The following is a 25,250-nucleotide window of genomic DNA, read 5'->3' as shown; positions in this document are numbered from 1 at the left end:
AATTAATTAAGATTTGAACAACTTTTTAAACCACTTTTTATTTTTATCGTCTGGGGCATCGTAAGAGCCATAGCCGTAACCATAGCCATATCCGTAGCCATAACCGTAACCATGACCATCAATATCATTGACAACGATTCCAATATTTTTCATCATTTCGTTCCTGCTCAGATCTTCCACAATGTTCAATTGCTGTTTAGCAGTAAAGTTTTGTCTGACCAGGTATACACAAGCGTCTGCATGGGCAGACATCAGCTGCGCATCGGCAACGATCCCGATTGGAGGGGCATCTATAATGATATAATCAAACTGTAATTTGAGTTCTTCAATCAATTCTCTGGTACGGTCATCCAATAACATCTCTGCCGGGTTTGGCGGCACAGGCCCCGAACTGATGATCGATAAATTTTTATGGATACTTAATGGTTTTACGATATCCTTCGCTGTTAAATCGGGATCAATAATATAATTAGTAAATCCTGAATCATTTGGAATATCCAGTTTGGCAGATAGTCCGGGTTTACGTAAATCAAGCTCCATTAAAAGGACTTTCTTATTGGAAAGCGCCAGTACATTCCCAAGGTTAATCGCGACAAAAGATTTCCCTTCTCCTGCCATACTCGAAGTAATCAGAATGACCTTCGCGTCTGCGGCTTTCATATAGAAATAAAGGTTGGTCCTCAGCGCCCTGAATTGTTCAGAGACCGCAGACCTGGAACTATTGGCCACAACCAGGTTAGTTCCTTCTTCGTTGTGACTGATTTCTCCGATCACAGGAACAGCGGTTACTCTGCTGATATCTTCTTTAGTCTGGATCTTATCATTTAAGATATCTTTCAGATAAATGATTGCAATCGGAATAAACAAGCCAAGGAACAGCCCAACGATATAAATCATCGCTTTTTTAGGACTGAATGGCTTCACTTCCGATTTAGGCGGATCAATAGTCCTGGAATTCGAGATATTTGATGTTTTAGAAATCGCAGTCTCTTCACTTTTCTGCATTAAAAAGAGGTAAAGTTCTTGCTTGATTTGCTGCTGACGGGCCAGGTTCAGGTAATTACGTTCGATTTCGGGTACACCGCGAACCTGGGTTTCAGCCTTTTTCATTTGACTGCTTAATTTATCCCTGGTAATGGTAAAAGCATCCAGTGTGGTCACCAGGTTAGCTTCGATATCTGCTCTTGCGTTTGCAATCTCCTTATCTAATAATATAATTGCCGGATTGGCTTCAGTGATACCGATTAATCTTTTTGCTCTTTCGAGTGTCAGGGCATTGAATTTTTCTACCGCACCACTAAATACTAAATCTGCCGGCACTAAAGAACTTGGTAAAACACGTTTGTTCTTTGTTCCGTCTTTCAAGTATTCCTGCAAGCTTTTAAGAATACTGATCTGGGTCTCCATTTTACTCAGATCACTTACATACTGACCTGTAGTCTGCACTAAGAGCTTAGACTGCTCGGTCATGTCTGCCAGGTTGTTCTTTTGTTTAAAGCCCTGAATATTGCCTTCCAGGTCACCTAGTTCTTTACCAATAAAGCTCAAACGGTTCTGAATAAATTTAACTGTACTATCAGCAATTTCATTCTTGTCTTTCACATTTTCCTGAACGTAGCTTTCAATCAGCTTATTCAGAATATCCTCTCCTTTTTTCGGTATAGGGTGGTTCAAAGAGACATCGACAATGGTAATGAGTTTATTTTTCACCTCCACAGTAAGGTCTTCCATCATGTCTGCCACTTTGGTATCAACAGAATTGATGTTCACATTGTATTTGGTGTATAAATCCGGAACTTCCGGGTTTTTGGTAATCAGAATCGTACCTACGCGTGGAACCTTAAAGGGTTTACCAAAGCTCACCAGCGTATCCAGCTTTTTGGAACTGATCGCCAGCTGATTGTTTTTCAGTAGCTCAACGCCAACATTCGTTTCTTTAATCGTATCTTCTGCCGAGATTATCCTCACCTTAATTGGTGATTTGTAGAGCTCTGTGTTCTTTACTCTTCCTTTTCTATAATAGGTAATATTGAGCTCCATATCCTGGACAACACGCTCCATTAAGTACCGGGTCTTTAAAATTTCAGCTTCATTGTCTACGGTACTTTTTGCACCCAGCAGCCCACCAAGGTCGCCCAGAATATCGCTGCCGGCCATCAGGCCACTACCTTTTTTCTCGTCATTAACCAGCACTCTTGCGGATATTTTATAACTGGGTGTTTTATACCTGGCATACAGCACAGCAAAAGTAACACAAATTAATAATGACAATAAAATCCAATACCAATTGTATAATAAGCGTGATACAATTTGCTTAATATCTAAAGCATCATCTTTTTGTGATATCCTATTTTCAACTATCTTATTCATTGATTTATACTAAAAGGGTGAGCGACTAAAGTCTTGAAAACAAGACAATTAAAACTGAGAGCGCAGTTCCAATAATGGCATAAGTCTGGGTTCTTGCCTGATTTAAAGAAGCAGCTTTTCCTTTGTTAGGCTCGACGTAAATGACATCGTTTTGTTTGAGATAATAAAAAGGGCTGTTAAAGAGCTCGGAAGAGTTTAAGTTCAGCCTTGCGAATTCCTTTTTACCGTTATTCTCCCGGATCAGCAAAACGTTTTCACGCCTGCCGAATATCGTCATATCTCCTGCCAGACCCAAGGCATCCAGCACACTAACCCGCTCATTTGGTAATACATACGAAGATGGTCTTCCAACCTCACCCAGCACAGTGACTTTAAAATTAGCATAACGCACCTGTACGTTTGGATCTTTGTAAACGACCGCGGCTTTTTCTTTAATCAAGTCCCTGGCCTGGAAAGTAGTCAACCCTCCGATCTTTACTTTGCCGACGATAGATAAATCAATTTCCCCATTTTTATCAACCAGGAACCCGGAAGACGGAGGCGTAGCGACAATCCCGCCAGACGGCCCGGGAACAGTACTCAGCGCCTGCGTACCTACCTGATTTACAACCATAGAAGTAGCCGGATCAATCGTAAATATGGAAATAGAAAGGATATCATCAGGCTGAATTGCTGGCTCTGTGAAGACTGCTGTATTGGCTAATACAGATTTTTCTGTGGACGTAAGGTCCTGAAAATAAGGTACATTTTTAGTACTTGCACATGATGCAAAAAGTAAAGTCAGAAACAGTATTGCACCGTTTCTAATTTTACCATTTCTAAAACTTCTTCTCATAGGTGGATAAGGCGTTTTTAACGGGTTATAATTTTAAGAGTTTATTTGGGCTATCTTTGGCAACTACATATTCTTGGTGCCCTGTCTGAATATATAAATCGTTTTATCTGAATATTAAGAGAAAATCTCTTTGTTTTTAAAATCATAGCTACCTAGCTTTTTGTATAAAGCACCACTGGTAATGGCAGCGGAGAGCACATGCAAATGTCTGCTATGATGCAAATCTGTAGCAGCAAAATCATAAAGCTTGTTCTCCAGCAGATAGTCGGATACCCGTTTTACTTCATTCCCATAATATCCACAAACAGCTAATAAATTTAACTGAAACATCACTCCCATTTCCTTATATCTGTTAAATCTGGCCAGATACTGATGATTGAATGCGTAGCGTTCCGGATGCGCAAGAATAACATGATACCCAAGAATCTTCAGATCAAAGATCACCTGATCAATTCCGGGAGTTTCAGAGAGATAAGACATTTCTATCAAAATATACTTACCCGGCAAACAAAGCAACCCATCTTTAACCTGAAAATTTTCATCTATCATATATTCCGCAGCAGCAGCAATATCTACCTCTAAACCAGAGCTTTCTAAGCCATCTTTAACTTCTTTCAAAGCAGACGAAATGGTATTAGCATCATTTGGATACAATTCCTCAAAAATATGAGGCGTACACAAGAACTTACTAAACCCCAGATCACTTAACTGCTTAATCAAACTCAAAGATTGCACAACATCAGGAGATCCGTCATCAATCCCCGGCAATAAATGGGAATGTATGTCAACACCCAGCCATTCTACATCTTCAACTTGATTTTTTTTCTTAAAAAAGGTAAACATTCTTTATAATATGGTATTTCGTAAAGCAATAAGAATCTGGTTTCTCCAACAGTGGATTAATAACGTATGTTTTTTAACGAAAGTACAAATTTATTCATACATAAAATGATTTAGACATTAAATTATTGTGTTTTTTTTATCAAGTAAAGGTACAACTGTCAAAAACAACTCATTTAATGGGACATAAAAACATAATCAGGCAAAAAATACAGGGCTTAAAATAAGCCTCACAAAAACACACATTAACTACACAAAACAGGAATAATCAACTCATAAACACGCTTTAAACACATTTAAAAGCTATATAAAGCAGACACCAACTATCAGCCCCCTGTTCAAACAGGACGCAGCAGCATACACTTGCACCTCTTTACACACCAGGAGGCCAATTCACACACAACTTGCAGGAATACGCTTCAGAGGCTGGAATCGGCGATAAAAATCCAATGCCCACCTAAATATCAAAACCAAACAAACACCTTTAGTTAATTAATTTTTCAATTACAATCTTTTTAAACTTGATATTTTTCTGTTTTATTTTAATAAAATAAATATATAGTACAATAATATTATAATTAATTAAAATCATTCCCCTCAAACAAATGTAAAAATGAGATGAATTGAGATACCTGGCAGAAATGATCTTTAGTCCCCTGAAAAGCCGTATTTAAACCGTACTGCAAATAATAAATAGCTAAAGCATAAAACATTATACTGGTTTCGGGGTTTAACACTTATAATCAACACTCCTAACGCGTTTATAAATTGGAATTCAGACACTCAGCAAATCAGACAGAAAAGCGTAATCCTATCCGGACAAGATTCTATTTAGTATCGAGGTTATTTTTATTAGCCGGATTTACGACCGTAAGCAGTATGGCTTATAGCCAGCAAGTCAAGTCTGCCGGCTCCTTGAAAAAAGATTCAGTAGCTACTGCTGCGGTCAAGCCAACCGACTCCACCTATAAGCAATATGATATTTCTGACTTATTCAGAAAGGTGTTGCACCCCAATAGAAAGGTAAACCCGCTGCGTAAAAAGTCAGGGATTACGGTAATACCCAATGTAGCTTACAATCCAAGTATTGGCGCACAAATTGGTATCAAGGCTGTCGCCGGCAGAGTATTAGGAAGCGACCCCAATACATTGATGTCTGTAGCGGCCACTTCGGCCTCTATCACTACTAAAGGCATTATTTATTTTTATATTAATCATAATATATATACGCCGGGTAATAAATGGAATTTTCAGGGAAGCCTGGTTGCCGCAAAAACTGTGACACCGGATTTCGGATTAGGTATAGGAAATAGTCAACCTGGAAGTGTAGAAGATGAGGCGCTGTTAAATCCGGATCGCAAAGGCTATGTACTGCATGCTGAGTATTACAGCTTCAAAGAGAAAGTATACAAACAAGTGGAAGAAAATTTGTTCGTGGGTGCTGGTGTATCATTTGATATGAGAAGAAAGATTGAGGACAGAACAACGGATAACGAGTTAACACCTTATAATATATACAGTGACCGTCATGGATTTGATCGTGATCACTATAGTTCAAATGGCTTGCTCTTCAACGTTCAGTATACTACCCGTGATAACCAGAACAGAGCTTATAAAGGGATTTATGCAGATGCAGGGATCCGGGTAAATCAGACCTGGATAGGCAGTACAAAAAATGCAGTACAATTCACAACTGATTTCAGAAAATACTGGAGCCTTTCTGCACGCAATCCTGAACACGTAATTGCGTTCTGGAACTGGGGATCATACCTGGCAAGCGGAGCAATCCCTTACCTGGAATTACCAGGAACGGGTAAAGATCCGGCTTTCCGTAGTGGAAGGGGTTACACGATAGGTTATTTTAAAGGGACTAATTATAACTATTCAGAATTAGAGTACAGGTTCCCGATTACCAGGAATAAGTTTTTGAGCGGCGTTACCTTCTTTAATGTACAAACAACCAATGATGAGCTGGGCACAAAAATATTTGACAAGTGGCAGCCTGGAGGCGGTGCAGGTTTACGCGTATTGTTCAATAAAGCGACCAGAACAAACCTATGTCTTGATTACGCCTTCGGAAATTACGGTTCAAGAGGATTCTTTTTGGGATTAAATGAAGCGTTTTAAATGCTGAAATTTGTTTATTTTCACAAGTTACAGCTATAAACATCTATGAAAGCATTATTTTATACTTTTTGCCTGTCGGCATTCATTGCCGGCTGCCATTCAACAGAAAAAAAAACATCAACTCAGGATACGACTGCAAATGAAGCAGTATCCCGCCGGGTAGCAGTTCAGGAGCATCTTCCGAAAAGCTTTTACAAAAGATTCCAGGGAATTATCGGAGAGCGGAATGTAGTGGTCAACTTAAGCAGGACCGGGAACAATTTTACAGGGACGTATGATTATAATGGTACGCAGGTGAATTTGATAACTGATACAGTTATTAATCAGGATAGTATAATTCTTACTGAAAGTGGTCTCGGTGACCGGTATTCAGACGACATTACTGCCGGGCCAAAATTACATTTAAAGTGGACAGGAACTGTCTTAAGCGGGCTAAGAGTGGAAGGTAAAGAGAAATCAAGTATTCGTCTGGAGGAAACTTATCCTGAAGGAAGTTATACTTTTAACATTGCCAGTTATCAGGATTCAATTCAAGCGCTTCCGAAAAGAAAAGGTTCACCACAAGCAGTGATCAGTTACGAATATTTAATGCCGGCAGGAAAAGCGCCAGAGGTATTATGGCTTGACAAGCAGTTGAAGAAAATCATGGAAATACCAAATGCACCTTCCTGGATTGCGGGTATAAAAGCTGATGCAAAGAGTTACCTGAGTGCTTACAGAACCGAAATAACAGGGATGAAAGATGAAGAAGGTGGACTGGGCGCTACTGCAAACTATTCCAAAACCCAGAATCTTTATATACAGTATAATGGTAGTGGCTTTGCTATTGTCAAACATTTATTGGATAGTTATTCTGGTGGTGCACATAATAACTACGCCACAACACTCTATTGTTTTGATGTGAAAAATCAAAAACAGTTAGCACTGACTGACCTCGTCAACATCGATTCCGTTTCTTTACAAAAACTAGTAGAAAAGAATTTCAGAATACAATACAAGGTAAAACCTGGTGAGGCATTAACGACTCAATTGTTCGATGACCACCTGGCGGCAAATAAGAATTTCTTTTTTGATACCAACGGAATTGCATTTTTATATAATCCTTATGAAGTCGCCAGTTTTGCGCAAGGACAAATTGTAGTATCTGTTCCTTACAAGGACTTGAAGAAACAGCTTAATCCTGCTTTTGTTAAAAGAATGGAGCTTAGTTTATAACAGCATCTTATAATTAAATACAATGGTTGGGAAAGAAATAAAAACAACGGATTATAAAAGATTATTTAACGAAGCCCGTGCATTTGCAGTAAAGTCACATGGTGACCAGAAATACGGTGTCTCTCCTTATGAGATACACCTTGGAAATGTAATCAGTGTGCTGATGAAGTTTAATGTTGACCTGAGTAACCCCTATAATCTGAACCTATTAATTGCGGCCTGGCTGCATGATGTACTGGAAGATACGGCAGTGACCAAGGCCGAACTGGAAGAGAAATTCGGAACCGTAGTTACGGAAATCGTTTATACTTTAAGTGATGATCAGGGAGCCAGCAGGGAAGAAAGAAAAATCAACTTCTATAAAAAGATAGCTAAAAATGAAGAGGCTATTATCGTAAAACTCGCGGACAGAATTTCAAATGTTGAGTTTAGTATCATCCATGGTAATGACCGAAAGTTTGAAATGTATAAAGTTGAACAGCTGAAATTGGAAGAAGTTTTAATTCCAGTACTCAAATCAGCATTAGGCCTTGAACTTTTAACATATCTGAGAAAATTATTAAAATAAACGCTGCTCCCTTTCGCTACGAATAAAAAATTCAGGTCAATCTTAAGCATTTAAGAATTATTTCAATCGTTTGAATCTTCCTTTAATGACGTTTTCCATACGTCAGGGGAAATTCAAACGATTTTCTTCTTCCCTATTTTCTTAAATTCATTCCACATAAACCAGTATAAACATGATGAAAAAGCTCCTTAAAGGAGGAGGGATTGGTACGTCTTAACCATTCCTGTCCACCAGCCCTGCATCTTACCTACCCCACTGACTACTAACCAAATACAATGTCGCCAAACATCTCCCTATGAAAAACAGAATTTCATTCCTATTCCTCCATTTATTAATATTGACTTTATTCAGTTGCAACAGGGCACAACAAGCACCTTCAAAGCAACCTTTTTCGAGTAACAGAATTAAAGAGCTGAATAAGTACCTGAATCAGGTTAGCCAGGCTTACTCCATCCCTGACTTAGCTGTTGGTATTATACATCAGGATTCCGTTTTTAACAGGACGATTGGGATTGCAGCAGATAAAAAGCAGCAGATAGATTCTTTAATGCCTTTTTCTGCGGGCAGTATTTCTGAGCCATTAGTTGCCACAGCAATCCTGAAACTGCTGGATTCAGGCCTGATCAAACTGGATGATCCGGTACAGCAGTATTTGCCTTATTTTAAAACAGCGGACAAAATAAATAAAAAGATAACGATCAGACATTTGTTATCGCATACTTCTGGTATACAACATTATCCCTTGTTATGGGATACACCAGATACCTCGGTTAAGGCGTTAGAAACAACAACCCGCAGTATTGCCTCTCAACAGTTAAAATTCCCTTTTCCCGGCACCCGCGTGGTCAGATCACCCTATAATTACGATATCCTTGCCGACCTGATTGGAAAAGTGACCAGCAAACCATTTGAGAACTATATAGACGAGCAGGTTTTCAAAAAACTGGGAATGAAATCTTCCAGCTTTTTAAAACCAGCATTAACAATACAGCCATTCAGCATTACTAACTGGCTTACTTTTATTTCAAAACCAGACAGTATCTATCCTTACAACCGTGAAAATAGTGGCAGCAATGGTTTACATACAACTTCAGCAGATCTTTCTGTCTGGATGGAAATGCTTTTAAATAAGGGAAAAACACGGCAGGGTGTCTTTGTGCGCAGGGCTACCTTTGATGATTTTTTCTCTGTCAGGTATATGACGGGCAAACAATCGGGTATCACCCTGGGCTGGGAACTCCATAAGGAAGATGGTCAGGAATCATTGACGAAAACGAGCAATATTACCAATTTCCAGAATCAGATTCTTTTGATGCCGGAACAAGAAATTGGAATTGCCTTTTTGAGTAATATCTCCGCCCGGCCAATCAGCGCAGAGATTATCAGGAATATCACGAACTGGCTTAAAGGAGGACATCTGCCTGTAGTGAAAATCCCTGTGAGCCTGGTTATGGGCAAAAAATTTCAGGAAACCGGAAGTATAGATTCTGCACTCCGTCTTTACCAGTTGTTGAGCAAGACAAAAAACACAAAATATGAGTTGAATATTACTGCCTTAAATTCATTTGGAGATATCTTATTTAAGCATTTGGACAATCAGCCTGCTGCACTGAAATTATATGGGTTTTCTGCGTCAATATTTCCAAAATCAGCGGAACCTTATCTGAATATGGCAGCTTTATATATCAAGAGTAAAGCCTACGCCAACGCGATGATTGCAATCGAAAAATCAAGACCATTGCTGAATCAAAATCAAATGGGCTATGCTTTTGGAATGGAACAATATATAAAAGAAAGAACTACGGATCAGGATCCCGGGTAATCACACGCTTCTCAACCAGCTCAACAATCAATCAAAATATAAACCTAAAACTATGAAAACCATTTTTAAACAATCAAATTTCCTCCTTGCCGCATTGGGAATTACGCTTGCAATTGCAGGGTGCAAGAAAGATGTGCAGCCCAATGAGATTATCGACGAGGATGCAACAACGACGGCCAGAGCTGTTTATGCAAGTCGTACCGTAAACTTCACACATAGCGATGGTGCTTACAGCAAAGCCACAGCAGCTGCCGACATGGGAGATATTATCGGCAACTGGCAGGCTGGCAATGTTAATATTTCCAGTAACCAGGTGAGTGTCAGGATTCCGGCCAATTCTATTTCTTCGGTTCCGGCAAGCGCCGGCAGCGGAAATACGGTTCAGATCGATGTTCCGGATGGTTCTGAATATGAATTAAGTTTTAAAATACGTTTCGATTCTAATTTTCAATGGAGCAGAGGCGGGAAAACCGGATTCGGATTTCTGATTGGTGATGGTTTTACTGGCTGTAATAAGGCAGATAGCGGAACAGGTGGAAGTGCAAGAATTATGTGGTACAATCCAACCAATCAAAAAGATAACAGTGGTACAGATAAACCTTATTTCAGACCTTATGTCTATTATAAAGATATGCCGGAGGATTGTGGAAATAACTTCGGAAAGCAGAGCAAGCAATTGGCTAAAAACACCTGGTATACTATCAAAATCAGGGTAAAGAGCAATACTGGTTCAAATTTCGATGGACAAATTTCTTATTCCGTTGATGGAGTTGATTTATTGACCAAGAATGATATCCGCTGGACAACTGATACTTCTAAGCGTTTAATCAAAGTAATCACATTTCATACTTTCAGAGGTGGAAGCCAGGATTACTGGGCTTCAACATCAGATGGTTTGATCTATTATGATGATTTAACCTGGAACAGAATAGCTAGTTAAGTTAAAGGGCTGTAAAGTTGAGTACAGCCCTTTACAACCTTATTTACCAGATGCCCAGAGAATTGCATTCCCAAACATCGTTTTAAATTCATTGGATTTCAGCAGGTTTGCGTGATGCCCGATCAGAAAATAGACATTCCTGGCTTTCATTTTTTCATTGCTCCAGATAACCGGGTGGTCTCCCATTTTTATGGAGGAGGCAGGTTGATAACTCGATTCATCTACGTTAGCGATTACTTTTACCTGCGTTCTTGGATTTTTATCAAAAGTATACCATTCATCATCAGTAATAATAAATGAGGCAGGCAGGCCTTTCATGACCGGGTGTTTTTTAGCTTCTACCACAACTTTGCCCGACGCAAGCCCGGCGATATAACTTTTGAAACGTATTCCTCCCATAAAACCTGAAAACCAATCCCACATGGGGTAACCATCAAATTCTCCGAGTAAAGTAGCATGATGAAAACCTACCCAGCCGCCGCGGCCTTGTTCAATATATTTTTCAAAAGCAGACTTCGCCTGATCTGTCCAGGTATAGGGCGGATAATTCAATTGAATAAACAATTTATAGTTGGAGAGGTAAGTTTCGTTTATAGCTTTAGTATCATTGATTACAGTAATTTCAAAGTTATTCTTTGCTGCAAAGCCTTGGAGCCAGTCTAGTGCAGCAACGACAAATCCTTCATGCAGGCCTCCCCTTTCGGTTAGTACAAGCGCCTTGAAGGCAGGTTCTTTAGCAAAACCTCCAATGGACAGCGTCATGAATACCATGATTATGCTGATCAGTTTAAAATACCTCATCTTCTTTATATTATATGGATTAATCATTTCTGTTTTACTGATTTTTAATTCGCTGACATAGCCGTAACTGCTTGTAAAAACCAGCTGGTATGCGGAATCCACTGTTCACTCCAACGCCATTCGTTGCCATGATCTTCTACTTTAAAATCAATACCAGAGCCATCTCCGTTTCCATCCTTTCCGGTAATCCCATTAGAAATACCACCTTTACCGGAGCCATGACCATACATAGAGCTCATATAAGGCACGTTATTTTTTCCGTAGCCATAGAGCATGCACATGTTATATGGATTATTTCCTAAAATCCAGGATACCAGGTCAGTGGCATAAACGGCAAGTTCCTGTTTTACGCCTAAAGGCCCTTTGTCCGGATAAACCAACCGTCCTCCAACTATTGCTGCCGCTGCTAATGAGCCTAAGCGAGCATCTTCTCCCTGCCACCACCAGCCGCTCTCATTTTCATGCGGAATAAAGAAGCCGCCTTTAACCTTTCCGCGGTAAAGGAAATGTTGCCTGGCATAACCAAAAGGATTAGTTACCTGTTTTGTTACTTTCAGGTTATAATCCAGTGAAGTTTTAATTGCCTGTAATGCCATTTTACGCTGCGGCTCTTCTTTTTCAATATCCAGATACCTAACCAGTGCAATAACCGGCAGGCCTGCATCGGCTGCGTGCCAGAAAGGTCTGTTGGTATCATTTGCTATAAAATAACCTTCAGGTGATAACCTGTTTTTTAAATTCAAAGCTCTTTGACGGGCCTGGTCGCGGTATTCAGGTTTCCCGGTCGCTATCCACAATTCTGTGGCCGCCATTAAAGCACAATAGTCATCTATAATATTGTCTTTTCCATCATCAGCATATTTTGTACTGAATTTTTGCAGGTGTGAAAAAGCCCGTTCTGCGGCTGCGAGGTATTGTGCAGAAGAAAATGTGCCATTTCTGTTCCATTTTGAAATCCGCGCTAAAGCCGCTATAGCCATACCACCGCCCTCCCGGTAGGCACATTGATAGTCACTGGTTGTTTTACTGTCTGCCAATAAGCCAACCACGCGCCTGGCATTTGGGTCTTTATCAAAATAACTAAAGACGGTCATATAAAAATATCCTTCGGGTGATAAAGAACGCATGATATAATCAGCGCCATAAAGGGCTTCCTCCTGAAGCTTGTCTTTAATGTTCACTTCTTCCAGTAAAGCCGGAACTTGTTCGACAGTGTTAATCATCGACCAGTCTACCATAGGGATCTGTTGTGGCAGCATGTAATTTGTGTAAGCAAGGTGCGAAAAGTATTTACTGATATCACCCGATGCATCACACCATCCTCCCTGGAGATCCACAGTTTGATCACTTCCAAAAAGCCTGACCTGTTTATCGGCCGCCAGTTCTTCTTTAGAATTAGCACGCTGATGGTTAAAGAAGTTCACCATGGCCGGAATCACTATTTTACCGATGGCCCGGTCTTCAATATTAAAATCATAAGATTGATACTTTTTGCCGCGAACAGTCAGCTGTATTTTGTAAACTCCGGGTTGATGAAAAGCTGTAAAATCAGCAGGGCTGTACCAATTTTCCAAATCCCAGTCTGTTACCTGTGCTGCTTTTCCAAGCTTAGCAGAGAAAACTGTTTTCATGGTCACCGCATCCAGGATTTCAAATTTCAAGCCTCCCGGTAAAGCTTGATGGTGTTTAATCATTGCTGACTTAGGCCCGTTGAGGTTATAAGCAACCTGATTGGAAAGAATAGTGATTCCCCGGTTTGCAGTATCATTAGCCTTGCTTACAATTGTTAGCGTAGCAGCAGAACTGTAAGCACTACTGATCAGCAAGCCAAATAAAGTTAATAATACCAGTTTTTGAAGATTTAGCTTAGTGGAGAAACGTTTGAGCATTTTATAATTGGGATAGCTTATTGTGAATTTACACTTGTTGTTATGATTTTAAAAAAGATTACCTGTAGCGCTTAATTCTTCCAGATCCAACCGTTTTTCTTCTTCCCTGATAATATCATCATCATAATTTCTATCATTTTTAAGAAGATGCAGTTCATGGCGCTGCACATGAATCAGATCCAGCATAATTTCACGATAAACTTTCAATTCTTGTTTATCAATTTTTCCGGCTCTGAATGCCTCCAGGTTATTTCTTTTACCAGTTAATGAGTTTTCAAGTTCAGTCTTAAAGTTAGCCATCAACTCGTTGTGAATACACTGGAACTGATAGTTTTGCTGTATCCTGACCAGTGACTTATCAATTAACCGCAGTTTGATCTGCGCGCTTTGCTCCTGCTCTGGTATTTTATAAGTATTGACTGGTATTTTTAATAGTTTGATCACATAAGGTAAGGATAGCCCCTGAATAACAAGCGTGACGAGGATAACCACAAAAGTGATAAACAGAATTAAGTTCCGCAGCGGAAAGGGCGTTTGAGCATTTAACATTAATGGTATAGAAAGTGCAGCTGCCAGGGATACTACTCCACGCATCCCGGCCCAGACAATAACCACAGAAGAATGCCAGGTCATGCCCTGATAACGAACCTTTGTTCTCTTATTCACCAGACTGGTCAGCCTGCTCGTTGAAAACAGCCAGAAGAACCTGACAAATAAAGCGAGCAGGCTAATTCCCACTCCATAAAATATCGCCGTTTTTAATGGATATTCTGACCCCAAACCCGCAACAATATCTGGTAAGGCCAGGCCAATTAAAATAAAAACCACTCCATTCATCATAAAAGTGATCGCAGACCAGACGGAATTGACCTTAACTCTGGAATTTGGGGTGAGGATCACATGAGATTGACTACACAAAAACAGTCCGCCGGATACCACTGCCATGACACCGGAAACCTTAAAATGTTCCGCTACGATATACATGAAATAAGGGGTCAGCAAGGTTAAAGCAGTATCAATGTTTTCGTTAGTTGGCAGCCAGCGGTGAAGTGCGTAGAATATACAGCCAATTGCCAGGCCGGTCAGAATTCCAAAACCAGCAACAAAAACAAAGTTCACAGCAGCATCCTGTAACACAAAATTTCCTGTAACCACAGCAGCAAGCGCAAATTTAAAGACGATTAAACTGGAAGCATCATTGACCAGGCTCTCCCCTTCTAACAGGGAATTTATAGTTTTAGGGATTTTGATCCCTTTCAAAACAGAGGAAGCTGCAATTGCATCGGGCGGTGAAATTATCCCCCCAAGTAAAAACCCAAGTGCCAAAGTGAAACCCGGGATAAAAGCAACTGAAGCATAGGCTACGGCTACCGAAGTGATCAGCACCAGGCCTACAGCCAGTAAAAAGATTGCTCCTCTATATTCCTTGAAATCTTTCCACGAAGTAGTCCAGGCAGCCTCATATAATAAGGGGGGCAGGAAAAGTAAAAAGATAATATCAGGATCAACGGTCAGGTGCGGGATCCCGGGGATAAATCCTATAATTAAACCAGCTAAGACTAGAAATATGGGATAAGAAATTTTCAATTTATGCCCCACCATAACTAAAATGGTGACGCCTAATAACAGGACAAGGATTAAAATAAGGTTTTCGTGCAGCATCGTATCTCAGATTATATCTAAATATATATTATTCTGAGATAATCCTTATCAAAAAATACGCGGTATCAGGGCTTTAAGTTTATAATCCGTTGATATCAGTTGTCAGTATTTCACTCATATAATCAAAAAACGGACGCATGTTTTTGAAAGTCTGTCCGGCTTGCTGTAAAAAGTCTTCACTGAGCAGTTCCTGATCCGAAAACTTCCTGATCAGCAGAAATTGTTTGTAACGTAAAAGATCTATGGCTTCATCGTTTGCATCAAAACCTTTTGGTGTGGTTTTGAGTTGCTCGCCTTTTAAGGTTTCAAACGTCGAAATAAAGGAGGTACTGCTTAATATTTTCCTGAGTGGCGCAGCATCAAAAGAAATTTCTTGTCTGATCCTTTTCAGGTCTTCGGTAGATGGCCCGAAAAAACCACCTGCAATATAAGTGTTTCCTTCCTGTAGGTGAAAATGATAACCTCCTCTGCGGAATTTTCCTGCACGGCTGAAACTACCGCTCCAATGTGTCTTATAAGGAGTTTTATCTTTTGAAAAACGGGTATCTCTGTAAATACGATACAAGCTCTTTTTTCCAGAAGGGGTTTCAATTACATCATGGGTATTGAGTTCTTGTAATAACGCATCGGCAAAACTTTCTATCTGTCCCTGCTCTTTTTGAAATTCATCTTTATGTGCATGAAACCATTCTCTATCATTATTTTGCCCCAGCTTATTTAAAAAATCAAAATTGGAAGGATGAAGTTGTGGTTGTTTCAGCGTAAGTTTTTCCATAATGCATCGGGGCCGGTAAAAATCAGCCGGAAGCAAATATAAGCGGTGTCAGAAACTAAAACTCCATAATTAAGTAAATTTTAAGAGCTAATGAACGCGCGATTAAAGTTTATGAAGATTTAGGATTTTTAATCAAAAAAGAAGTTTATGTTTATTTCATTAAAAAATCACAATAGCAAAAACAAATGATGAGCAATCCTATTTTTAATCATTTTTCGGATATAGAGACAAAAGAGTTATCACCAGGTTATCTATCAAAAATAATTCATACTGAAAATAATACGATCAACTTTCTGGAGGTAAAAGCAGGGAGTGTATCTGCAATGCACCAGCATATCAATCATCAATGTGTATTTGTAATTGAAGGTCAATTTGAACTGACTGTTGATGGGGTATCAAAAGTACTGGATACAGGTTCATTTGCTATAGTTCCACCGAATATTATTCATGGAGGTAAAGCGATTACGGATTGTAAACTGATAGATATATTTGATCCGGTACGGGAGGATTTTAAATTATTATAACTCCGTTTTGGTTGCAATAGCTGAAATTATTAAATTTGATCTGCTAAATAAATCATATGCCAATAACCAGTGCCACAGTTGCAGATGTACCTCAATTAAATGTATTAGTAAACAGCGCTTATCGTGGTGAAGAGTCAAAAAAAGGCTGGACAACAGAAGCAGATCTTTTAGGCGGTATCCGGATAAATGAAGAAACGTTAACCAAATACTTCAGCAATGAAGCAATTGACATTCTCAAATACACCGATGAAAATGAGCAGATTCTGGGTTCTGTTTACCTGGAAGTTAAAGGCCCTGAATTATATTTAGGCATGTTCAGTGTATCCCCCGTCCTGCAAGGTAAAGGAATTGGTAAAGCATTACTTGCAGCAGCAGAAATACACGCCAAAAAATTGAATTGTGATAAAATCACTATGTCTGTGATCCGTAACCGGACGGAACTTATTGAATGGTATGAACGCCGGGGTTACACTTTTACAGGAGAAATACAACCATTTGAGGGCGATGGGCTTTTTGGCGAGATCAAGCAACCGATAGAGTTCATTATCATGGAGAAGATGGTTTAATACCGGACATCAAAACTACCCTTTGCATGTTTAGCCATAAAGATAAATTTAAACTTTCCACCTTTTGAATTCTCAATTTTAACCTCATCGGATACTGAGCCCTTCAACTCCTTTTCATATATGGTTTTTGAACCAGATTTTATGGTCAGCTGAAGTGTACCTTTTGTTAAAGTAGTAGAATATTTAAAATTAAAACCCTCTTTTTTCAAAAGCTTAATTTTAAAATCCTGCTTCCCATTAAAATCATCAAAGGTTGCATAACAATGACCGGGTATATCACTGCCCTGCCAGTTTTTCGTGTAATTTGGAAATTGAAATAAGGTAGTCAGGAAAATAAGAAGGACTTTAAGATTTATCATAAGAATTGGTTTTTGCCAATACGTACTGCATAACCATGCCAATCAAACAAAGCCCGCTAATCTACTCAATAACAATACACTAGAAATAAATAGGTGTTCAACATTGAACACCTCTTGTACGCAAACGAACATAAAAATAGCTTCATCAAACTAATATCCCTGCGGATCGAAATAAGCGACCAGACTTAATTCATCCGCTTCAAGACCTTCTGCCTTCTTAAACCAGACTTTAGCATTTGCCCTGGTCTGAGCTGAAATGTTCAGCATTGCAATCGCTATATTCAGATATAAATTGCGATCTGCTGATCCAATAGATTCAGCTTTTTTCAAAAAAACAAATGCTTCTTCATATTTCCCCTGATCTGATCAGCTTTAATTTTTCAATAAGGGACTTATCTTCCATTCCATTAGTTTATAAAAAACCCGGTTACAGAAAAACCTGCAACCGGATTAATGCAATATAGTTGTTTAGCCAAAAAAGCGGTTACAAATCAGTATAACAAATAAGATGCGTTTTTAAACAAGCAGCCAATGTGAGCGCTTCTTTGTTTTTCACCATACTAAAATGATTTCCCTGAACAGTGTAGATTACAGAATTAGCAGCATGCTTTTCCCAGCCTAATCCCTGTGTATAACCTGTCCAATCCTCCTCCTTTGCTTTGACAATGATAGTTAAGGCTTTAATTTCATCATCCACAGCATAATCCAGCTGTACATTTGTAAATTGCAAATCAAGCAATCTCAAAATAAAAGCGGCATCGTCTTCTTTAACATCCGTTTGATGGGTCAGAAAATCAGCTATAAAACCTTTCAGCCCTTGTTCAGGAACATCTGCTACAGCAGTTAAAAACTCGTCTGTCCAGGCTGGATAAGGTGCCTTTATCAAATGATAATAGTTAAGGAGATTAAGCAGTATGTCTGCCGGATTTTCAGCAGGCCGACAATTTCGTTTTAAAATAGCCGCTGCGTCCAGAATAGCCACTAAATCGACCTGTTCCCCTTCACGTTCCAACTGCAAAGCCATCTCATAAACTACCTGTCCGCCAAAAGAATGACCTATTAAACGATAAGGCCCCTGTGGCTGCACTGACCTGATCCATTCTATATTCACCGTTGCAATTGCTGTGATCGTATCCAGAGGTTTTTCACCTTTAAATAAGCCCATCATTTGCAGACCGTATACTGCACCACTATCCTCTAATCCTTTCGCCAGTTCATCGTAACCATCGCAAATTCCATCCGAACCTGGTATGATAAAAACAGGTTCATCCAGCCGCCCGGAATTCAATAAAACAAGATGTTCATTATGGATGTGATCAATTTGTCTTTGCAACATACCAGACAGGGTATTAATTGTCGTATTAACCAGTAAATCCTGCATTTGCACCTTGTATCCCAACTTTCTGATCGGGTTCATTACCCGCATAGCCAATAAAGAATGTCCGCCAAGGTCAAAGAAGCTATCATGTATTCCTATAGGGGACAGATGAAGCAACTCTTCCCAGATTGTAACCAGTTTTGCTTCCAGTTCATTCCTGGCCGGCACATAACCCTGACGCTGATGAACTGAAGCACCAGCTGACGGTAATGCTTTTTTATCCAGCTTACCGTGTGAAGTCAATGGCATTGTTTCCATTTCCACAAATACACGCGGCACCATGTATTCCGGTAATTGGGTTTCCAGATAGGATACCAGGTTGTCCTTCGCAAAAGAGCCTTCCGGAACTACATAACAAACCAAATGATTACTCCCTGATTCATCTGCACGGGTCAGTACAACAGACTGGCTGACAAAATCACTCTGCTGCACAGCATTCTCAATTTCCCCTAACTCAATCCGGTAACCCCGTACCTTAACCTGATCGTCCATCCGTCCGATAAACTCAATATTTCCATCAGGAAGCCACCTGCCAATATCACCTGTTCTATATAAGCGGCCGCCAGCCGTATTTCCAAAAGGATCAGCGACAAAACGCGCAGCAGTTAAAGGCTGCTGGTTCAGGTAACCTCTTGCTACACACGAACCACCAATACAAATCTCTCCCGGTACCCCAGCAGGCAATAAATTACCTCCCGAATCCAGCAGATAAATCTGTACATTCTCTACCGGTTTACCGATTGGCAGATAGTCTGCCTCATTCCAACCTTTTTCAAACTGATAAGTAGTTGCAAATACGGTACACTCAGTTGGTCCATAAGCATTGTAAAAATCAAGTGAAGCATACTCCGTCCAGCTTTGTGCCAAAGGTATTCCACAACGCTCTCCACCGGCAGTAATATGTCTTAAACTTGATGGGACCTGGTCTGCTGGTATGTTCCTTAAAAAACCAGGAGTTGCCAGCATATAAGTAACTTTTTCTGCATTCATGACCGATATCACTGCATCTGCATCCATCTGCACCTCTTTTGGTATTAAAACCAGTCCCGCCCCATTCAATAAGGCCATGAACATTTGTTCTACAGCAGCATCAAAAGTATAGTTTGAAAACAACAATACCCGGTCATCATTGCCCAGCGTGAGTTTCTTTTGCCATCCAAACACCATATTGTGTACACTTCTGTGTTCTACCAATACCCCTTTGGGCTGTCCGGTAGAACCCGAAGTATAAATCACGTAACATAAATGAGCAGACCGGAGCGCAGTGGAGACCGGTGCTGAGGATTCCTGGTTTATTGCTGCCCAATCCTCATCCAGAGAAACAATACGCACGTCTTTACCCAGCAAAGCCCGGTTATAGGCATTACTGACTACAATACCTGCCGCTGTATCTGCAAGCAGATAGCTAATTCTCTCCTGAGGATAATCCGGATCTACAGGAACATAAGCACCCCCCGCTTTCAAAATACCCAGTATGCCAATAATCATATCCAGCGAACGGTCTATACAAATAGGCACCAGTACATCTTCCTTCACCCCCATGGAACGCAGATAATGTCCCAGTTGATTGCTCTGCTGATCAAGCTCTTTGTAAGTTAAAGCCTGATCCAGGTAAATCAGTGCGATAGCGTCCGGACTCTCAGCAACTTGTACTGCAAACAAATCTACCAGCGTCAGTTCAACCGGATAAGGCGCTGTAGTGGCATTGAAGGCAGATAACTGCGCCAGCTCGTGCGCTGGTAATATTGGAACATCGGCAATCCTCCGCGTATCATGATCCAGATAGGCATCCAGCACTGCATCAAAATAGACATGGATATCGTCGAGTGTTTTGCCGCTTTTAAGTTCCTTACCTAATCTGTAATTTACTGCCAGCACATTACCCGTAGTACTCACTGTACAATCCAGATGTGTATTGGTCACTTCTGAACTCTCCAGTTGTAAATCGTCTGCTTCTCCATTCAGGTAATCCTGCTGTACAAACAGCCCCGCTATACCATCCATTTTATCAAATACATGGAAATTAATATAATTAAAAATCGTATCGAAAAAGGGATTACCACTCGATGCCTGCTCTCCAATCAAGCGGGCAATTTCTGATAAAGGCACACGATCTCTTTCTTTCAGTGAAATCAATTGTTGTTCTATCAACTCAAAATAAGCCTTCCAGGTAAGCTGCGGCCCGTTGCTAATAAAACGGAAAGGGATTGTATTTAAGAAACAGCCCAAAACTTTATCTCCATCTTCGGTGAGTGGACGGCCATTAGTCACCACGCCCACAGTAACTTCCTGTTCTACAGTCAGCATACTCAGCATATACTGATAGGCACCAAGAAATAGGCCTTTCAAGCTCAGTCCGTCTGCTTGTGTTTTAGCTTTCAGGCGATCCAGATAAGCTGTCTCATAGACCTTTAACAAATTGCCATCGGTCACTGTATCTGTAAAAATATCCAGACGCTTATAATCAGCTAATGACTGCACCCAGAATTCACGGTTCTCTTCATTGCGTTTCTCTGAAATACTTTCGATAACAAAGTCACGGTAGTCTGCCTTCAACAGCGGTAATTCCACCTCTGCTTTACTCTCGGTTTGTGCCACATAAAGATTATTCAATTCTGTGGTAAAGGAGGCCACACTCCAGCCATCTAGCATAGCATGGTGAAATTGAAACAGCAGAATATGTTCATTTAAGGTTTGAAATACATCCATCCGCCATAAGCTTCCCTGATGTACCTCAAAAGGAAGAGTCCGTTGCGCTGCCAGATAAGTGCCCAGATAAGAACCAATTTCTGTCTCTTTCAACATGCGCAGATCATGATACTCCACATGAATATCCCCCTGTTTATAAACAACCTGTACCCCTTGTGTATGCAGATGAAGGTCAAACCTGGTCCGCAAAATAGAATGTTTGGAAACCAATCTTTTCAAGGCTTGTTCAAACACCTCTCTATCCAATATTTGTGGTAGTTTAAAGGTGATCTGATCATGATATATAGCCATTTCTGGATTTAACTGAGAAGTATAGACCATTCCACTTTGAATATCACTCATGGGATAAACGTCTTCTATTTCCAATTCAGCATGTTTCCCGGTAATCGGCTTTTCCAGTTGTGGAAGTAATTGTGCCCGCAACGTTTCCAGTTCGGCAATGATCACTTCACGAACCGGCGTCACCGCTGGAATACTGGTGTCTGCTACATTCCCCGAATCAATCAAAGCGGCTAAACTGCTGACGGTTGAACATTCATATAAATCATACAAGCGGATTGTATCATTGAATGCTTTACGCAATCTGCTGATCACCCCGATAGCAACAATTGAATCACCGCCAAGCTTGAAGAAATCTTCATGAATCCCCAGTTCTTCCATACCCAGTGATAACGCCCAGATTTCTTTTACTTTTTGTTCAGTTTCTGTCAAAAACCCTTCCTCCTCTATCTCAGTTCTGATCAGCTGGACACTGCCCGCATCCGGCAATCCTTTTTTATCCAGTTTACCATTGGCAGTCAGCGGAAAAGCTTCCATTTCTATAAATACATGCGGCACCATATAATCAGGCAGCCGTGATTCCAGATAAGAGATCAGGCCATCCCGGTCAAACTGCTGTCCTCCGGCAATAACGTAACCCACCAGACGTTTCTGTCCCGATTCATCAGCAGGTGCCAGCACCACACACTGGCTCACAAAACCACTTTGCTGAATACTATTTTCGATCTCCCCCAGCTCGATACGGTAACCACGGATTTTCACCTGATCATCTCTGCGGCCAATAAATTCAATATTTCCGTCAGCAAGCCATCTTCCGATATCCCCTGTCTGATATAAACGGCAGCCTGCTGCCTTTCCAAAAACATCAGGTATAAACCGTTCAGCAGTCAATGCTCCCTGATTCAGGTAACCCCGGGCTACTCCAGCCCCGCCCACGTAAATTTCTCCGGCTACGCCAATTGGTACCGGCTGTCTATAACTATCCAGCACATAAGCCTGCCGGTTTCTTAGTGGCCGGCCAATAGGAATGTTCCCTTCATATAAACCGCCTGTTAATTGATAAGTCAGTGAAAAAGTTGTGTTTTCAGTTGGCCCATAACCATTGATTAAAATCTTATCCGGATAAAGCTGACGGAAACGGTTCACATGTGCAACCGACAATTTCTCACCGCCAACCATAATTGATGACAGTCCTTCAAACAGCTCTATATCCACATCAATCAGCTGGTTAAACCAGCCAGAAGTAAACCACATGACTGTGATTTTATTCACTTGCAGTACCGTTTTCAGTAAATTATTATCCAGTAAGCTGCTGGCCGGGCATAAGACCAGCCGTCCGCCGTTAAGCCACATTCCCCAATATTCAAATGTTGTCGCATCAAATGACGGGGAACCTGCGGATAACAAGGCATCACGGGAATTCAGTTTGATATAATTTGCACCCAAAATCAGACTGATCACATTACCATGTTCTACCAAAACACCTTTAGGCTGACCTGTAGAACCAGAAGTATACATGACATAACATAAATGAGCTGAGCGAAGATCTGTAGGTACAGCAGAAACTGGTTCCTGCTCAATAATCTCCCGTTCGCCATCCAGAGAAATCACACAAATATCATCGAAAGCGTTCAGGAGCATCCTGTTTGCTTCACTGCTCACCACTACATCTGCACTGGTATCTGACAGGATATAACTGATCCGTTCGTGCGGATACTCCGAATCAATAGGTACATAAGCACCGCCAGCTTTTAGAATCCCTAATATTCCGATCATCATATCCACAGAACGGGTAATACAGATTGGGACCAGTGTATCTTCCTGGACACCTGCCGAGCGCAGATAATGTCCAAGCTGATTACTCTTTTCATCAAGCTCTTTGTAAGTTAAAGCCTGATCCAGATAAACCAGCGCAATGGCATCGGGAGTTTTAGCGGCCTGCAAACTAAACAAGCCTGCCAGAGTCTGCTCCTGTGGATAAGCTGAAACACGCGCATTAAATGTATTTAAGACCTCTTCCTCCTCAGATTTACGCAGTAGCGGTAACTGATCTATATTTTGCGATGGAGCCGACACGATACCTTGAAGCAATACCAGGTAATTCCGGAACATGCGTTCTATCGTTTCTGCTTTAAACAAATCTGTACAATATTCTACCCCAACTTCAATTCCGCCAGGCCCTTCTATTGCAGAAATATTCAAATCAAACTGGCTTGTTGTATGCCCGGTTTTCTGTTCCGTTAAAACAGCTTCTCCTAAGCGGAACACGGGCACTTCCGGAATATTCTGTACTGTAAAAATCACCTGGTATAAAGGGTTACGACTTTTATCTCTTTCTTGTCCAACTGCCTCAACCACACGTTCAAATGGTACATCCTGATGCTCATATGCACCTAAAGTGGTCTCTTTTACCTGCTGAAGAAAATCTTCAAAAGAAGGATTACCACTCAGGTTACTTCTGAGGGCTAATGTATTGGCGAAAAATCCGATTAATCCTTCCAGCTCCTGACGCGTCCGACCTGCAATCACACTTCCCACACAAATATCATCCTGACCACTATAACGGTAAAATAAGACTTTGATAGCGGATAGCATGACCATATGCAGCGTAGCTCCATGCTGACGTGACAATGCTTGCAACCCCGCAGAAAGTTTTGCACCAAGTGGGAAAACAGCCATTGCACCTCTTGTACTTTGTATCGCCGGCCGCGGATAATCTATAGGTAATTCCAGTGGACTGGTACCCACCAGGCGGTCCTTCCAATAAGCTATGCGGCGTCCCCAATGTGACTCTTCCTGTGTACGCTGCCAAATAGAATAGTCTCCATACTGTAACTCAGGTGCAGGAAGCTTCACTTTTAAATCTCCCATATTCATTTCATATAAAGAAACGAGCTCCCGGATCAGTATAGAAAGTGACCAGCCATCGGCTGCAATATGATGCAGCAAAATCACCAGTACATGCTCCTGCTCCGAAATCCGGATCAGGTGTCCCCGCAGCATATGATCTGTACGAAGATCTATACTGGCCGATGTAATGGAAGCGAGCAATTTAGCCAGCCCTGCTTCTCCTCCCTGGTAATCAGTTATCTTATTTAAATACCAGCGGTTCTTTTCTAAAACAACCTGAAGTGGCTGACCGGCGGCATTCTGGCGGATTACTGTTCGTAAAATTTCGTGACGGTTCACTACTTCTTTGATGGCCAGTTCCAGCGCATCAGCATTAAATTTCCCCGATAAACGGAAGTACATTGGCATGTGATAATGTGTACTCCCGTTAAGCTGATCAATCATCCACAGCCCTTTTTGGCCATAAGACAATGGGATCTCATCTTTCCACCCCCTGAGCGGAATTGGCAAATGATCAAAATCATCACCAGAAGACAGTTCATTACGTAAAAAATTAGTGAGCTCTTGTTTATATTTCTTGATTTCTGCCAGCAGCTCAGGATCAATCTGAGTCTGCTCACCTAAATCAAGTTTAAGGTTATCCTGTTCAAGAAAAATAGATACACCATTATTTCTTGCCTTTTTCAACACATTGACAACCTGGTTAAAGTCCGTATTCATAGCTATTTATTTAGGTTATAT

At 40.7% G+C, this 25,250-nt stretch carries 17 protein-coding genes; 7 read left to right on the top strand and 10 right to left on the bottom strand.

All coding sequences use genetic code 11. The features are described from left to right. Positions 1-6: 6 nt before the first annotated feature. The 3 genes from HDE70_RS05115 to HDE70_RS05105 form a co-directional block, all read right to left on the bottom strand. Complete coding sequence (locus tag HDE70_RS05115) at positions 7-2,370, bottom strand: GumC family protein (protein ID WP_183888453.1); 2,364 nt, start codon at positions 2,368-2,370, stop codon at positions 7-9. 25 nt (positions 2,371-2,395) lie between these two features. Beyond that, on the bottom strand, positions 2,396-3,205 hold the full coding sequence (locus tag HDE70_RS05110; RefSeq protein WP_183865605.1) for a polysaccharide biosynthesis/export family protein: 810 nt from the start codon (positions 3,203-3,205) through the stop codon (positions 2,396-2,398). 114 nt (positions 3,206-3,319) lie between these two features. Then, the gene (locus tag HDE70_RS05105) at positions 3,320-4,048 is read right to left on the bottom strand and encodes a tyrosine-protein phosphatase (RefSeq protein WP_183888451.1); all 729 of its coding nucleotides are present in this window, start codon (positions 4,046-4,048) and stop codon (positions 3,320-3,322) included. Between the two features lie 765 nt (positions 4,049-4,813). Between HDE70_RS05105 and HDE70_RS05100 the strand changes: the two genes are divergently transcribed. From HDE70_RS05100 to HDE70_RS05080, 5 genes are all read left to right on the top strand, one after another. After that, positions 4,814-6,172 carry an outer membrane protein assembly factor gene (locus HDE70_RS05100; RefSeq protein WP_260159935.1) on the top strand — a complete coding sequence of 453 codons (1,359 nt, stop codon included), beginning with the start codon at positions 4,814-4,816 and terminating at the stop codon, positions 6,170-6,172. Positions 6,173-6,217: 45 nt separating this feature from the next. Beyond that, positions 6,218-7,387 (top strand): RsiV family protein, encoded by a 1,170-nt coding sequence (locus HDE70_RS05095; protein ID WP_183865603.1) that lies wholly within the window; start codon positions 6,218-6,220, stop codon positions 7,385-7,387. A gap of 22 nt (positions 7,388-7,409) precedes the next feature. Further along, positions 7,410-7,955, top strand: coding sequence for an HD domain-containing protein (locus HDE70_RS05090; protein WP_183865602.1), 546 nt, complete (start codon positions 7,410-7,412; stop codon positions 7,953-7,955). Between the two features lie 295 nt (positions 7,956-8,250). After that, complete coding sequence (locus HDE70_RS05085; protein ID WP_183888449.1) at positions 8,251-9,777, top strand: serine hydrolase domain-containing protein; 1,527 nt, start codon at positions 8,251-8,253, stop codon at positions 9,775-9,777. Between the two features lie 52 nt (positions 9,778-9,829). After that, entirely contained in the window at positions 9,830-10,717 is an 888-nt protein-coding gene (locus HDE70_RS05080; RefSeq protein WP_221270525.1) for a polysaccharide lyase, read from the top strand. A 39-nt stretch (positions 10,718-10,756) separates the two neighbouring features. Here the strand turns inward: HDE70_RS05080 and HDE70_RS05075 are convergent, their stop codons facing one another. The 4 genes from HDE70_RS05075 to HDE70_RS05060 form a co-directional block, all read right to left on the bottom strand. Beyond that, positions 10,757-11,518, bottom strand: a complete 762-nt coding sequence (locus tag HDE70_RS05075) for a ThuA domain-containing protein (protein WP_221302007.1) — start codon at positions 11,516-11,518, stop codon at positions 10,757-10,759. A 44-nt stretch (positions 11,519-11,562) separates the two neighbouring features. Then, positions 11,563-13,407 (bottom strand): glycoside hydrolase family 9 protein, encoded by a 1,845-nt coding sequence (locus tag HDE70_RS05070; RefSeq protein ID WP_183888445.1) that lies wholly within the window; start codon positions 13,405-13,407, stop codon positions 11,563-11,565. 48 nt (positions 13,408-13,455) lie between these two features. Continuing rightward, positions 13,456-15,069, bottom strand: coding sequence for a Na+/H+ antiporter (locus HDE70_RS05065; RefSeq protein WP_183888443.1), 1,614 nt, complete (start codon positions 15,067-15,069; stop codon positions 13,456-13,458). Between the two features lie 79 nt (positions 15,070-15,148). After that, complete coding sequence (locus HDE70_RS05060; RefSeq protein ID WP_183888441.1) at positions 15,149-15,844, bottom strand: DUF2461 domain-containing protein; 696 nt, start codon at positions 15,842-15,844, stop codon at positions 15,149-15,151. A 185-nt stretch (positions 15,845-16,029) separates the two neighbouring features. Here HDE70_RS05060 and HDE70_RS05055 point away from each other — a divergent pair, with 185 nt between their 5' ends. Beyond that, on the top strand, positions 16,030-16,368 hold the full coding sequence (locus tag HDE70_RS05055) for a cupin domain-containing protein (protein ID WP_221270523.1): 339 nt from the start codon (positions 16,030-16,032) through the stop codon (positions 16,366-16,368). 56 nt (positions 16,369-16,424) lie between these two features. Further along, positions 16,425-16,934 (top strand): GNAT family N-acetyltransferase, encoded by a 510-nt coding sequence (locus HDE70_RS05050; protein ID WP_183865596.1) that lies wholly within the window; start codon positions 16,425-16,427, stop codon positions 16,932-16,934. On the opposite strand, the gene HDE70_RS05045 is transcribed toward HDE70_RS05050, so the two are convergent. The 3 genes from HDE70_RS05045 to HDE70_RS05035 all read right to left on the bottom strand — a co-directional run bounded on the left by HDE70_RS05045 (position 16,931) and on the right by HDE70_RS05035 (position 25,229). Continuing rightward, positions 16,931-17,293, bottom strand: coding sequence for a hypothetical protein (locus HDE70_RS05045; RefSeq protein WP_183888439.1), 363 nt, complete (start codon positions 17,291-17,293; stop codon positions 16,931-16,933). The two genes, HDE70_RS05050 and HDE70_RS05045, sit on opposite strands and share 4 nt — an antisense overlap. Before the next feature lie 150 nt (positions 17,294-17,443). After that, positions 17,444-17,623: a hypothetical protein gene (locus tag HDE70_RS05040; RefSeq protein WP_183888437.1), complete on the bottom strand. Its 180-nt coding sequence runs from the start codon at positions 17,621-17,623 to the stop codon at positions 17,444-17,446. A 154-nt stretch (positions 17,624-17,777) separates the two neighbouring features. Further along, entirely contained in the window at positions 17,778-25,229 is a 7,452-nt protein-coding gene (locus HDE70_RS05035; RefSeq protein WP_183888435.1) for a non-ribosomal peptide synthetase, read from the bottom strand. Between the last annotated feature and the right edge of the window lie 21 nt (positions 25,230-25,250).

The organism is Pedobacter cryoconitis (assembly GCF_014200595.1).
In the GTDB taxonomy this organism is placed as follows: domain Bacteria; phylum Bacteroidota; class Bacteroidia; order Sphingobacteriales; family Sphingobacteriaceae; genus Pedobacter; species Pedobacter cryoconitis_C.
This window is presented reverse-complemented; position numbering and strand designations above follow the sequence as displayed.